Raw genomic sequence first — 12,434 nt, forward strand, 5'->3', positions numbered from 1 at the left:
ATACAATCCCGGTAACGATGGCACGGAAATGGTCATGGATACCGAGCAGATCAGAAAGCAGCAGGCGTCCGGGTTCGGCTACCTGCGTTTTGAGCCGGCGCTCGAAGCCCCCTACCGGCTGGCCCGGGCCGCCCTGATTCGGCAGCGGGCCCGGCCGGTGTCTATCGCCGGATTTTTGCTGTTCCTGGTTTACGCCGGCATGGATCTGGTCACCCTGCCCCCGGACCTGGCCAGAGTGACGGTATCCATTCGCCTGGCCATTACCTGCCCTGTGATCGCAATAGTCGTGTGGCTGGCCTATCGACCCACGCCGTCCGACCGGGTGTTTGAGCACATCTATCTGGCAGCGTATCTGGTCGGCGGGCTGTGCGTGGTTGCCATCATCGGCGTGGCCCGATCCATGGCTTTCCCGCTGCCGTACGAAGGCATGATTCTGATGCTGATGTTCGGGTATTTCGCCATGGGCCTGCCGTTTCTCAGCGCCTCTCTGGTGTCCTGGGTGCTGGTGGCCAGTTACCTGCTGGTAGAACTCTGGACCGCCGAGCCCGCCGGCGACCTGCTCATCAACCTGTTTTTCCTGGCGACTGCCAACGTGATCGGCATGATCGGGGCCTGGACCAGTGAGTACCGGCACCGGGCACACTTTCTGGATCGCCAGCTGCTCAAACACCTGCACCACGCGGCCCGCGAGGAAAGCCAGCGCAAGACCGAGCTGATCACCGCCGCCAGCCATGATCTCCGGCAACCTCTCAATGTCATTGACATCACACTGCAGACGCTGGCCCCGGGACCGGACTCCGTCGCCGGGCAGTTGCGGGACCGGGTCCGGCACCTCCGGCGACTGCTGAGCACCGTCTTCGACAGTGCACGGCTGAACGAGGGCATGATCACGGCGGAACTGCAGCCGGTTCGCCTGGCAGGTCTCTACCAGGACCTCGAAGATCTGGTCGCCGACTCTCAAAGCCAAGAGAGCATGGTTCTGGAGGTCGACCATGAGTCAGGCCATCATCAGGTGGTGGCCGACCCCAGCCTGCTGTTCCGGGTGCTGCAGAATCTGGTCTTCAATGCGCTGGAGCACAGCGGTGGTCGCCGGGTCCGCCTGCAGGCCAGCGTCGAAGCCGGCCAGGTGACTGTGGAGGTTTCGGACGATGGCCGGGGGCTGCCAGCCGAACTCAAGGACAGCCTGTTCCTGCCCTACGTGCGTGGGCACGGGTCCAGCGAATGCCCGGGACTGGGCCTGGGGCTGACCATTGTGCGGGAGTTTATCGCCTTGATGCACGGCAGTTGTGGCGCCAGGTCACGGCCGGAGGGTGGCGCCATCTTCTGGGTCCGTCTGCCTGCCGTTACAGCCAGCCCCGCTCGCGAGCCAAATTCACGCATTCCGTCCGGTTATGCACGCCCAGTTGGGTGAAGATTGCTTTCAGATGGGTTTTCACGGTGTGCTCGGTCAGGTTCAGGCTCTGGCAGATGCGTTTGTTGGGAAAGCCCTGAGCCAGTAGCAAAAGCACGTCCAGCTGTCGGGGCGTGAGCGGCATATCCGACCCTAACGGGGCAACGCCCCCGGGGAAATAGCCGTCGCCCCGTATAACGGCCCGTACCATGCGAACCAGCGCTGCGCGACCAGCGGATTTGGCCAGAAAACCACGGGCACCGGCTGCCCGGGCAGCCTGAACCGCGCCGGCGTCATCACTGCTTGAAATGATGACCACCGGAGGCGCCTGGGGGCTGGGCGCCAGTCTTGGCAACAACGCCAATCCCGTTTCTCCCTCCAGGGCAACATCAAGGAGGATCAACTGAAAGTCCGGATGGCGCGCCAATAGAAGGGTGGCCGCCTCAACGGTGGGGGCGGTGAAAATCTCCGCAGCCAGGCTCTCCTGTTTCAGTAAACCGGCCAGTCCCTGGGCAAACAGGGCGTGGTCATCAACCAGCAGCACCTTGCCCAGCGGCAACGGCGGCTCCGGGCGCGCGGATGGCATTGGCCGTGATGGTGTGGCTTGCATACTGTGCCTCTTCCCGCTGTGTTTGTTTTTGTTACCGCGGCGCCTCCACTATAAGGCAGCCCGTGGGCCCGCGCCGCGGCCTGCTTAACAGTTTTTTACACAAAGCTGCCTCCTCTGGCACGCCTACCCGGACTCCTGAAACATGCCTGTCATATAACTGCAGCATTCTTGTCAGCCAGCAAGCTCTTCCCTAACCAACTGTCCTGCATAAGGTTTCGATACGATGCGAGTAGCCAAACCGACAACTGTCGGCCTGTACGCCCTTCTGGCTGGTTTCCTGTTGGCCCCAGTCGCCCAGGCCTACGAACTGGAAATCCACGGCTCCAACACCGTTGGCGCAACCCTCGCGCCGATGCTGGTGAGTGGCTACCTTGAGCGCATCGGTGACGGGCCGGTCGTGGCCAGGGGCAACGGCCTGGAAAACGAAAAGGAACTCCTGGTACAAACCGGTAACGGCAAGGTGAGCGTTCTGGTAGCAGCCCACGGCTCCAGCACCGGCTTCAAGGCGCTGGCGTCCGGGCAGGCGGATGTCTGGGCCTCATCGCGCCCGGTCAAACCCTCGGAAGCCGAGGCGTTGCGGTCTCATGCCGACCTGACAAGCCCGGACAGCGAGCACGTCATCGCGATCGATGGCCTGGCCATTCTGGTGCACCCTTCCAACCCGCTCAACGCGGTAAGCATCGACACCCTGGGGCAGATCTTCTCCGGCCAGATCCGCAACTGGTCGGAGCTGGGCGGCCCGGATCGGCCCATCCGCCTGTACGCCCGGGACGACCGGTCCGGTACCTGGGACACCTTCAAAAGCCTGGTTCTGGGCGAAACCTACTCGCTCCAACCGGACGCGTTACGGTACGAGTCGAACGACCAGCTGTCGGACGATGTCAGCCGCGATCCCTCCGGCATCGGCTTCTCGGGGCTGGCCTCCGTTCGTGACAGCAAACTGCTGGCGGTCTCCGACGGTAATGCACCGGCACTGAAACCGAACCAGCTGACGGTGGCCAGCGAGGACTACCCACTCTCCAGGCGCCTGTTCATGTACACCGGCGGCTCCGGTACGCCCGCCATGGCGAGGGAACTGGTCGAATTTGCCCTGGGACCGGATGGCCAGGCTCTGGTGGCGGATTCCGGCTTCGTATCCCAGAATCCGGTGGCGGTGAAACCTCGGTTTGATGCCGGCACGCCCGAAAGCTTCCAGCACCTGACCGCCAACTATCGACGCCTGACGGTGAACTTCCGGTTCTCCGAGGGGCGCACCAAACTCGACAACAAGGCCCGGCGGGATCTGACCCGGCTTCAGCAGTTTCTTGCAGATCAGGGCCGTTCGGCCGACGACCTGCTTCTGATCGGTTTTGCCGACACCCAGAGCCATGAGCTCCGGGCGCAGATGATTTCCGAGCTGCGGGCACTGTCCGTGCGCAAGGCGCTGCAGGAGACCGGAGTGCCAGACGTTGCCTACACCGGCTACGGTCAGTACATGCCCGTGGGCGGTCAGGGCAGCCCCCGTAATGGCCGGGTGGAAGTCTGGATCAAGGAACGCTGACCAACACTGCGGCAATCACCTACCAATGCCGCGCTCACAGAGTCCGTGGGGTTTTCTATACTGGGAAGGTCACTTCCAACCAACAGACAGGGACCATGAACATCCACACCGACCACCGTTACGCGATCAACCTGAATGTACGGGGCATCCAGCCCTCGGCCACCCTTCGCATCAACGAGCTGAGCAACCAGCTTCGATCCGAAGGCAAAGACATCATCAAACTGGGGCTCGGCCAGTCGCCGTTCCCGGTTCCCGATCGCGTGGTGGCGGCGCTCCAGGAGCATGCCCACGAGAAAGACTACCTCCCGGTGAAGGGCCTGAAAGGCCTGCGGGAGGCCATCGCCGGCTACATCAATCGCAGCGAACGCATGCGCTGCACCTGGGAGGATGTGCTGATTGGCCCGGGTTCGAAGGAGCTGCTGTTCATGCTGCAGCTGGCCTATTACGGCGACCTGCTGATTCCCCGCCCGAGCTGGGTGTCCTACGCGCCCCAGGCTCGGATCATCGGTCGTTCGGTGCACTGGCTGCCGACCCACGCGGAGAACAACTGGCAGTTGACCGCCGAAGAGCTCGACATCATCTGCCGCGACGACCCGTCCCGGCCCCGGATCCTGATCCTCAACTACCCGTCCAACCCGACCGGGTGTACCTACACTGACGACCAGTTGCTGGCCATCGCCAACGTGGCCCGCAAGTACAAACTGATCTTGCTGTCGGACGAGATCTACGGCGAGGTGCATTTCGAAGGCAAGCACAAATCCATTGCCCGGTACTATCCGGAAGGCACCATCATCAGTACCGGCCTCAGCAAATGGGCCGGCGCCGGCGGCTGGCGCCTCGGCACGTTCATCTTCCCGCCCGAGCTGCGGCCGCTGCAGGATGCCATGGCCATCATTGCCAGCGAAACCTACACCGCCACCAGTGCGCCCATCCAGCATGCGGCCATCGCCGCGTTCAATGGCGGCGACGACATCGAGGAATACCTGAACCAGTCCCGCCGGGTGCTCAAGGTGGTGGGCGAGTACATGCACCGCCGCCTGAGCGACATGGGCGCCGTGGTCCAGAAACCCGAAGGCGCCTTCTACCTGTTCCCGGATTTCTCCGGGTTCCGGGAGAAGCTGGCGAAAAAGGACATCAAGACCAGCCAGGCCTTCTGCCAGGCCCTGCTGGAGAACACCGGCGTCGCCATATTGCCGGCCAGCGATTTCGGCTTCGTACCGGACCACCTTGGCGCCCGCCTGGCGTTCGTGGACTTTGACGGCGCGGAGTCCCTGCGCCTCGCCGGTGGCGACTACGCAGACCGGGAACTGGGCGACGATTTTGTCAAACAGGCCTGTCCGCGACTGGTAGCCGCCATGGACAAGATGGAGCAGTGGCTCAACAGCCTCTGATCCCGGCGTGTTAGACTGGCGCTCTTATTCTCTGACGAGACACCAATGGGGGCGCCATGTCTGACAAAGTCTCTCTGCTCGAGATCACCGATTTTGCCGAGAACCTGGCCCGTGAAGCCGGCGAGCTGATTCGCCGCGAACGGGACAGCCAGACCCTGCGCACCGACTACAAACACCAGACCGAACTGGTGACCCATGCCGATGTGATGGCCGATGAGTTCATCACCAACGCCATCCGCAAGCGCTTTGCCGGCCACCGCATCCTCTCCGAAGAAACCATGCCGGACCTGAGCCAGGCCGAAGAACTGGACACGCCACTGTGGATTGTTGACCCTATCGACGGCACCGTAAACTACGCCTACGGCCACCCTCAGGTGGCGGTCTCCATTGCCTACGCCGAACGGGGACAGGTACAGGTGGGTGTGGTACACGCGCCCTTTGCGGGCGAAACCTTCCGGGCCACCCGCTCCGAAGGCGCAACCCTGAACAACCGCCCCATCCGCCACAGCGGCGCCACGGTACCCAGGGAGGCCCTGTTTGCCACCGGTTTCCCCTATACCAAGGACGCCCTGGAACCGCTGATCAGCCGTCTGGACGCCATGATCCACCAATGCCGCGACCTCCGCCGCATCGGCTCGGCGGCCCTGGACATCTGCTGGGTGGCCTGCGGCCGTCTGGACATCTACTACGAGAACGTCAGCCCCTGGGATTTCGCCGCCGCCCGCCTGATCGCCCTGGAAGCCGGCGCCACCGCCGGCCACTTCAGCGAGGTACCGGACGGCTACCCGGCCGACCTCTGGGGACGCGACATCCTCATTTCGGCGCCGGCCCTGTGGGAGCCAGTTCGGGCTATCCTCCGGTCGGCCTCAGGGTATGAGTAACCTGCGGGCCGCGGAGTTTGTTTTCGTAGCCTGATAGCTTCGGGGCTAGCAGGGGATGGGAACCTTCTTCCCGGAAACGCTACGAGCACATCCATGTGCGCTTGACGCCGGCCATCCTTGGCCGTCGACATTCCGGGAAGAAGGTTCCCATCCCCTGCCGACTGAGCTGCGGTGATATTGCAAATCTATAACAGAAAACTTGGTAGGTCGGATTAGACAACGTCGTAATCCGGCTTGGTAAAGAATGCTCAGAGCATCCAGTTGGAAGCACCGGCCCGAGAGAAACGGTTGGTTTCTAGGGCGAGATATCGAAAGGCCAGATAGGCGGGGGCAGGAAGGGCCTTCCTGCCCCCGCCTCGCCACCGGAACCATCAGGCTACAAGATCTTAAGAAGCCAACTCCGCGTTCAGCCCCAGACTCCTTCCGAAACCAACCCCCAACTCTCGTCAAAATCCGTAGAAGGCACCCGGGAAAACGACGACCGGACAAACCGCTGAATCCGCCCCTCCACGAACACCAGCACAAAATCCGCCCCCCGCGCCGAGGTGGTCCGGGGCCGTAGCCCCTGGCGAATTTCGCCTTCCTTGAGGATCTGCCGCACCTGGGTTTCCAGGCGCTCGAAAAACTGTGACGCCCGCCGGCGCAGGGTTTCGTCCTCGCCCATCAGGGCATCGCCGGTCAGTACACAGCACAGGCCCGGGTTGCGTTCGGCGAAAACCAGCACCAGGTGCACCAGTTGCTGCAGACGCACGCGCACATCGTCCTGCTCCTGCAGGATCACCTGGCAGCGGGAGAACACGGCCTCTTCCGCAAACTCGATCAGGGCCTCGAACATTTTCCGCTTGCTGGGAAAATGGCGGTATAGGGCCGCTTCCGTCACCCCGACGGATTTGGCAAGGCCGGCGGTGGTAATTCGGGCTCCCGGGTCCGTCTCCAGGAGTTCCACAAGGGCATGCAGAATCGCCTCGCGGCGACTGGGTTTCTGGTCAGTCATGGCAGGACAGCAGCGCTCTGTTTTATCGTTGTCGGGGCCGGTCGTTTACGCCGGCCCTCGGTTATTGATAGTCCGGATTGTGCCCGAGATCAGAAGAAGGTGCCATCAATGGGTGATGAGGCGCTGGCGTAGAGTTTCTTGGGCATGCGGCCCGCCAGATAGGACTCGCGACCGGCCTCGATGGCCAGGCGCATGGCGTTGGCCATACGGATCGGATCCTTGGCCTGGGCGATGGCGGTGTTCATCAGAACGCCGTCGCAGCCAAGTTCCATGGCAATGGTGGCGTCAGACGCGGTGCCAACACCTGCGTCAACGAGCACTGGAACGCTGGCGTTCTCGACAATCAGCCGTATGTTATAGCGGTTCTGGATGCCCAGGCCCGAACCAATGGGCGCACCCAGGGGCATGATGGCCACGCAGCCCATCTCCTCCAGGCGCTTGGCCAGCAGGGGGTCATCCGAGCAATAGACCATCACCTTGAAGCCATCTTTGATCAGCTCCTCGGCGGCCACCAGGGTTTCGGTCATGTTCGGGTAGAGGGTTTTCTCCTCCCCCAGCACCTCGAGTTTTACCAGATCGTGGCCATCGAGGAGTTCCCGGGCCAGTTTGCAGGTGCGCACGGCGTCCTTGGCGGTGTAACAGCCTGCCGTATTGGGCAGGATGGTGTAGCTGTCCGGGGAAATCACGTCCAGCAGGTTGGGCTCATCCGGGTTCTGCCCGAGGTTGGTACGGCGCACTGCCACGGTCACGATTTCGGCGCCACTGGCTTCGATGGCGTGGCCGGTTTCCATCATGTCACGGTACTTGCCGGTGCCCACCAGCAGCCGGGATTTGTAGATACGCCCAGCAATTTCGAGGGGTTTGTCTTCGGGGAGCTGTGTTTCAGGTGCGTCTGTCATAGTGTTCCTGGATCGTCGGGATTCGGGAGAATGAAAACCGCTGCAACGGGTGAAGAGGTGGCCGACTTGGGTATTCAGCCGCCACCGATGGCGTGAACGACTTCTACCCGGTCGCCATCGCTCAGTGTAAATTCCGGGTGCTGGCTGCGGGGCACGATGTCTTCGTTAACCTCCACTGCCAGCCTTTTGCCCGCAAGGGCCATTTTTTCAATCAGCGTGGCAACGGTTGCCCCTGCCGGGAGCTCCATCGCATCGCCATTTACCTGAACCTGCATCATGTGTTCTCACCTCAATCTTGCTCACCGCACACGGCGCAAACCGGCGGCAATTATCAATGCCCAGCCCACCATGAAGCAGGTGCCGCCCAGGGGCGTGATCGGGCCAATCCAGCGAATATCGGTCAATACCAGCAGGTACAGGCTGCCGCTGAACAGCAGGATGCCGGCCAGGAAAAAGCCCGATGCCCAACAAAGCAGTCTGGCCGAAAGGCCCTGCCCGACCAGGACGGCCACCAGCACCAGCGCCAGGGAGTGATACATCTGATATGTGACGGCGGTCTGGAAAACTTCAAGACCCCGCTCACTGACCAGGCTGCGCAGGCCATGGGCCCCGAAGGCGCCGGCCATCACAGCAAGCAGCGCCAGGCCGCCGCCCAGCACCAGAGGCAGCGCGTGCAACCGGGCTGGACTGTGTTGTACGGGCTCAGCAGTCACAGTGGATCTTCTCTCCCGAGTCCAGGTTCATCATGGTGAGGGCACCGCCCCACACGCACCCGGTGTCCAGGCCGACGAACCGGTCGCTACCGGTGCGCCCTTCCAGGGAGGCCCAGTGACCGAACACCACCTGCACATCGTCGTTGCGGGGAAAGCTGAACCAGGGCTCGAAGCCCTCGGGCGCGTTGCCAGCCGACTCCTTGGTGGCCAACTCCAGCGTGCCATCGGCGGCGATAAAACGCATCCGGGTAAAGTAGTTGGTGATCACCCGCCAGCGCCCGATGCCCGAGAGGCTGTTATCCCAGCGCTCCGGCTCGTTGCCGTACATATGAGTGAAATACTCCCTTGCGTCATCACCCCGGATAACCGCTTCCACTTCCCGCGCGCATTCCAGGGCCTGGCTGACCGACCAGATATGGGGCAGGCCGGCATGGGCCATCACCAGATTGCGGTCCGCGTCGTGGACACACAGGTGCTGGTGCCGCAGCCAGTGCACCAGGCGGTCATGGTCCGGCGCCTCCAGGATCTCTTTCAGGGTATCCTTGCGACGGGGCTCGTGGCCGCCGAGCGCTACGGCCAGCAGGTGCAGATCGTGATTGCCCAGCACCACCACCGCCGAATCACCAAGGCTCTCGACGTAGCGCAGGGTTTCCAGGGACGACGGCCCCCGGTTGATCAGGTCACCGGCTACCCATAGCCTGTCCCGGGAAGGCGAGAAATCCACCTTGGCCAGCACTTCTCGCAGGCGTTCGTAACAGCCCTGAATATCGCCAATGGCGTAGTCAGTCATCACTTACCTCGTTTGCCGGTTTGGCTGTGCTTTTGTCGTCCGCCAGCAGATCGGCGATGGCCACGTAGTCGGCCAGGGCCAGGTTCTCCGGGCGCAGGCCATCGTCGATGCCCAGGCTCTGGAGCTGAGCCACGGACACCAGACCACCCAACGCCTTGCGCAGTGTTTTCCGGCGGGCGTTGAACGCCGTCCTTACCACCGACTGCAGGATCGACAGATCTTTGGCCGGGTGCGGCAGGGTGGCGTGAGGCACCAGTCTCACGATGACCGAATCCACTTTCGGGGCCGGACGGAAGGCGCCCGGCCCAACCTCGAACAGCGGCTGAACCTTGCAGAAGTACTGGGCCATGATACCCAGACGACCATAATTGTTGTCGCCGGGTACCGCGGCCAGGCGCTGCACCACTTCCTTCTGCAGCATGAAATGCATGTCCTGCACCACACCCGCCTGTCCCAACAGGTGGAAGATCAACGGCGTGGAGATATTGTAGGGCAGGTTGCCGATGATCCGCAGTGGCCGGTCGGCGGCCAGCTGGCTGAAGTCAAACTTCAGGGCGTCGGCCTCGTGAATCCTGAATTCCGGGTAGTTGAAGAACTTGGTGCGCAATACCGGAATCAGGTCCCGGTCCAGTTCAACCACCTGCAAGCGCGGATTCACCGCCAGGATTTCCTCGGTCAGTGCGCCCAGGCCAGGACCGATCTCCACGATGGCGTCGTCCGGCCGGGGATTGATGGAGCGAACGATACGCTCGATCACGCCCGGATCGTGCAGGAAGTTCTGGCCAAACCGTTTGCGTGCCTGGTGCCCGGCTTTGTTACTCACGTCGACGCCTCCTGGTTGGCGGATTGGCGGCAGCGGGCCATGTGCGATCCAACCCGGATGGCCGTTTGCAGGCTGCCGGCATCGGCGCGCCCGGTTCCGGCCAGATCGAGAGCGGTACCGTGGTCCACGGAGGTCCGAACGATCGGCAGTCCCAGGGTGATGTTCACGGCCCGACCAAAGCCCTGGAACTTGAGTACCGGCAGGCCCTGGTCGTGATACATCGCCAGGGCCGCATCGGCCTGATCAAGCCAGTGCGGCGTAAAAAGGGTATCGGCCGGCAACGGACCGGTCAGCGTCAGGCCTTCGGCCCTCAGTTGCTTGAGGGTAGGTTCAATAACCTCGATCTCTTCCCGGCCCAGGTGGCCACCCTCCCCGGCATGGGGATTCAGGCCTGCCACCAGAATGCGTGGCTGGGCAATGCCGAAGAAACGCTTCAGGTCGGCATTGAGGATTCGGGCAACCTGGGTAAGGCGCTCCGGTGTCACTGCTGCGGATACGTCTTTCAGGGGCAGGTGGGTGGTCACCAGCGCCACCCGCAGTTCCTCGGTGGCCAGCATCATGACCACCCGCTCCACGCCACAGAGCTCCTGCAGGAACTCGGTGTGGCCGCTGAAGGCAATGCCTGCATCGTTGATCACGCCCTTGTGCACCGGCGCCGTGACCATGCCGTCGAAGTCCCCATTCAGGCAGCCTCTGGCAGCTACTTCCAAAGTCCGCAGAACATAGGCGCTGTTGCGGGGCTCGAGCTGTCCGGGCACATGACTGAAACAGCCATCCACCGACAGTACCGACAACTCTCCGGCGGCAAGACGCGGCGGCTGCCCCGGTTGCCAGGGGTGCAGCGTTACCGTCAGCCCGACCTGACGGGCCCGCTCGGCGAGCATCGCCTGGCTGGCGACGACCACGACACCGGTCGAGCGCTCTTCCCCGGCCAGTTGCAGACAGAGCTCGGGGCCGATACCGGCGGGCTCGCCGGCAGTCAGGGCCAGCACTACAGGGTTATTCATGGGCAGACTCCTGGCGCCACCGCATCAGGACACCGGCTCCTCGGCAGAGGCGCTGTCGTTGGCGTATTCGCCCTTGAATTCGATAAATGCCTCGTCCCGGATCTCACGGAGCCAGTTCTGCAATTCGGTTTCAAACTTGCGACGGTAAATCGCCTGGCGCGCCTCTGATTGGCGCACCTCGGCGCTGATATCACGAGTCCGGCGCTCCTGCACCTGGAGGATGTGCCAACCGAACTGGGAGCGGAACGGCCCGCGGAATTCGCCCACGTCAGCGGCCAGCATTGCCTCCTCAAAGGCCGGCACCATCTGGCCCGGACTGACCCAGCCCAGGTTACCGCCATCGGAACCGGAAACAGGATCGTCGGAATACTCGCGGGCCAGGGCGCTGAAGCTGGCCCCGTCCTGCAGTTGCTGGTAAAGCTCACGGATGCGGGTTTCCGCCTGGGCGTCGGTCACCGCCTCGGAGGGCCGTATCAGAATGTGGCGAACGCGATGCTGCTGGATCATTTGCTGGCGCTCACCACCGCGCTTGTCCATCACCATTACCAGGTGAAAACCGCTGTTGTTCTCCAGCACAGGGGAAGGCTCGCCCACCGCCAGCTCCGGTACGATCGGTGCCACCAGGGAAGGCAACTGGCCTTCGTCCCGCCAGCCCATGTCACCGCCCTCCAGGGCATTGCTGGCATCCGATTCGGCCACCGCGACTTCCCGGAAGTCCCGGCCTTGCACAATCTGGTTGCGAAGACGTTCCGCCTTCTCCCGGGCCGCATCCACCTGCGCCTCATCGCTGGGGTCGTCCACGCTGACCAGGATGTACGCCAGTCGATACTGGGCACTGTTACCACCACGGGCCTCCAGGCTGTCGAGGTAATTCTGCACTTCCCGATCAGTCACCCGTACCCGGTTACCCACCTGTCGTTGCTGCACGCGGTTAGTGAGCATTTCCTTGCGAATCTGCTCCCGGGCCTGGTTGTAGGTCACGCCCTCGGCGGCCAGCTGGTTCTCGAATTCCGCCAGGCTCATGCCGTTACTCTCGGCAATGTTGGCCATGGTTTCGTTCAGTTCGTTGTCGCTGATGCGCATGCCGGCCCTCTCGGCCATCTGCATCTGGATCGATTCGGTGATCAGCTGGTCCAGCACCCGTTGCTCCAGGATCTGCCTGGGCGGCAACCCGGTGCCCTGGGCCTGCAGGCGGCTGGTGATGGTGCCAATGCGGGCTTCCAGCTCACTTTGCAGAATGACGCTCTCGTCCACGATGGCCACCACCTGGTCGAGCAGTTTTCGCTCGGCCTGAACCGACAGCGGTGCCAGAGCAGCAAGGAGAACCAGTAACACGTATACACCCTGGCGAAGAGTCGCCTTCATAATCACCTCTGCAAATTGAATGTGAGCTTTC

General features: G+C 62.7%; 13 protein-coding genes. 4 read left to right on the top strand and 9 right to left on the bottom strand.

Annotation, left to right across the window (positions count from 1 at the left end; genetic code table 11):
• The first annotated feature begins 34 nt into the window (after positions 1-34).
• Entirely contained in the window at positions 35-1,411 is a 1,377-nt protein-coding gene (locus AC0J1C_RS15600) for a sensor histidine kinase (protein ID WP_473044699.1), read from the top strand.
• Here AC0J1C_RS15600 and AC0J1C_RS15605 read toward each other — a convergent pair.
• Positions 1,344-2,000, bottom strand: a complete 657-nt coding sequence (locus tag AC0J1C_RS15605) for a response regulator transcription factor (protein WP_375192708.1) — start codon at positions 1,998-2,000, stop codon at positions 1,344-1,346. The two genes, AC0J1C_RS15600 and AC0J1C_RS15605, sit on opposite strands and share 68 nt — an antisense overlap.
• A gap of 223 nt (positions 2,001-2,223) precedes the next feature.
• Here AC0J1C_RS15605 and AC0J1C_RS15610 point away from each other — a divergent pair, with 223 nt between their 5' ends.
• The 3 genes from AC0J1C_RS15610 (at position 2,224) to AC0J1C_RS15620 (ending at position 5,812) form a co-directional block, all read left to right on the top strand.
• The gene (locus AC0J1C_RS15610; RefSeq protein WP_473044701.1) at positions 2,224-3,540 is read left to right on the top strand and encodes a substrate-binding domain-containing protein; all 1,317 of its coding nucleotides are present in this window, start codon (positions 2,224-2,226) and stop codon (positions 3,538-3,540) included.
• A gap of 95 nt (positions 3,541-3,635) precedes the next feature.
• Complete coding sequence (locus tag AC0J1C_RS15615; protein WP_091988223.1) at positions 3,636-4,931, top strand: pyridoxal phosphate-dependent aminotransferase; 1,296 nt, start codon at positions 3,636-3,638, stop codon at positions 4,929-4,931.
• Between the two features lie 56 nt (positions 4,932-4,987).
• Entirely contained in the window at positions 4,988-5,812 is an 825-nt protein-coding gene (locus AC0J1C_RS15620; protein WP_473044702.1) for an inositol monophosphatase family protein, read from the top strand.
• Between the two features lie 406 nt (positions 5,813-6,218).
• Here AC0J1C_RS15620 and slmA read toward each other — a convergent pair whose 3' ends face one another.
• The 8 genes from slmA to AC0J1C_RS15660 all read right to left on the bottom strand — a co-directional run bounded on the left by slmA (position 6,219) and on the right by AC0J1C_RS15660 (position 12,403).
• Complete coding sequence (slmA, locus tag AC0J1C_RS15625; RefSeq protein ID WP_473044704.1) at positions 6,219-6,806, bottom strand: nucleoid occlusion factor SlmA; 588 nt, start codon at positions 6,804-6,806, stop codon at positions 6,219-6,221.
• An 89-nt stretch (positions 6,807-6,895) separates the two neighbouring features.
• The gene (locus AC0J1C_RS15630) at positions 6,896-7,705 is read right to left on the bottom strand and encodes a thiazole synthase (protein WP_375192703.1); all 810 of its coding nucleotides are present in this window, start codon (positions 7,703-7,705) and stop codon (positions 6,896-6,898) included.
• Positions 7,706-7,779: 74 nt separating this feature from the next.
• Positions 7,780-7,980 carry a sulfur carrier protein ThiS gene (gene thiS / locus AC0J1C_RS15635; protein WP_375192749.1) on the bottom strand — a complete coding sequence of 67 codons (201 nt, stop codon included), beginning with the start codon at positions 7,978-7,980 and terminating at the stop codon, positions 7,780-7,782.
• Positions 7,981-8,004: 24 nt separating this feature from the next.
• On the bottom strand, positions 8,005-8,331 hold the full coding sequence (locus AC0J1C_RS15640; RefSeq protein WP_473046570.1) for a DUF423 domain-containing protein: 327 nt from the start codon (positions 8,329-8,331) through the stop codon (positions 8,005-8,007).
• A gap of 76 nt (positions 8,332-8,407) precedes the next feature.
• Positions 8,408-9,208 carry a symmetrical bis(5'-nucleosyl)-tetraphosphatase gene (locus tag AC0J1C_RS15645; RefSeq protein WP_375192702.1) on the bottom strand — a complete coding sequence of 267 codons (801 nt, stop codon included), beginning with the start codon at positions 9,206-9,208 and terminating at the stop codon, positions 8,408-8,410.
• Positions 9,201-10,031, bottom strand: coding sequence for a 16S rRNA (adenine(1518)-N(6)/adenine(1519)-N(6))-dimethyltransferase RsmA (gene rsmA, locus AC0J1C_RS15650; protein WP_473044706.1), 831 nt, complete (start codon positions 10,029-10,031; stop codon positions 9,201-9,203). Before rsmA ends, AC0J1C_RS15645 begins: the two co-directional genes overlap by 8 nt.
• The gene (gene pdxA, locus AC0J1C_RS15655) at positions 10,028-11,038 is read right to left on the bottom strand and encodes a 4-hydroxythreonine-4-phosphate dehydrogenase PdxA (RefSeq protein ID WP_375192700.1); all 1,011 of its coding nucleotides are present in this window, start codon (positions 11,036-11,038) and stop codon (positions 10,028-10,030) included. Before pdxA ends, rsmA begins: the two co-directional genes overlap by 4 nt.
• A 24-nt stretch (positions 11,039-11,062) precedes the next feature.
• A complete protein-coding gene (locus AC0J1C_RS15660) occupies positions 11,063-12,403 on the bottom strand; it encodes a peptidylprolyl isomerase (protein ID WP_473044708.1) in 1,341 nt (446 codons plus the stop codon).
• Positions 12,404-12,434 lie beyond the last annotated feature (31 nt).

This window comes from Marinobacter sp. E2, from assembly GCF_055755345.1.

Excerpts from the sequence above, each read along its gene's own strand:
- AC0J1C_RS15660 (WP_473044708.1), bottom strand. The coding sequence starts at position 12,403 with ATGAAGGCGACTCTTCGCCAGGGTGTATACGTGTTACTGGTTCTCCTT.
- AC0J1C_RS15605 (WP_375192708.1), bottom strand. The coding sequence starts at position 2,000 with ATGCAAGCCACACCATCACGGCCAATGCCATCCGCGCGCCCGGAGCCG.
- AC0J1C_RS15600 (WP_473044699.1), top strand. The coding sequence starts at position 35 with ATGGATACCGAGCAGATCAGAAAGCAGCAGGCGTCCGGGTTCGGCTAC.
- AC0J1C_RS15610 (WP_473044701.1), top strand. The coding sequence starts at position 2,224 with ATGCGAGTAGCCAAACCGACAACTGTCGGCCTGTACGCCCTTCTGGCT.
- AC0J1C_RS15630 (WP_375192703.1), bottom strand. The coding sequence starts at position 7,705 with ATGACAGACGCACCTGAAACACAGCTCCCCGAAGACAAACCCCTCGAA.
- AC0J1C_RS15645 (WP_375192702.1), bottom strand. The coding sequence starts at position 9,208 with ATGACTGACTACGCCATTGGCGATATTCAGGGCTGTTACGAACGCCTG.
- AC0J1C_RS15620 (WP_473044702.1), top strand. The coding sequence starts at position 4,988 with ATGTCTGACAAAGTCTCTCTGCTCGAGATCACCGATTTTGCCGAGAAC.
- thiS (WP_375192749.1), bottom strand. The coding sequence starts at position 7,980 with ATGCAGGTTCAGGTAAATGGCGATGCGATGGAGCTCCCGGCAGGGGCA.
- AC0J1C_RS15640 (WP_473046570.1), bottom strand. The coding sequence starts at position 8,331 with ATGGCCGGCGCCTTCGGGGCCCATGGCCTGCGCAGCCTGGTCAGTGAG.
- slmA (WP_473044704.1), bottom strand. The coding sequence starts at position 6,806 with ATGACTGACCAGAAACCCAGTCGCCGCGAGGCGATTCTGCATGCCCTT.
- pdxA (WP_375192700.1), bottom strand. The coding sequence starts at position 11,038 with ATGAATAACCCTGTAGTGCTGGCCCTGACTGCCGGCGAGCCCGCCGGT.
- AC0J1C_RS15615 (WP_091988223.1), top strand. The coding sequence starts at position 3,636 with ATGAACATCCACACCGACCACCGTTACGCGATCAACCTGAATGTACGG.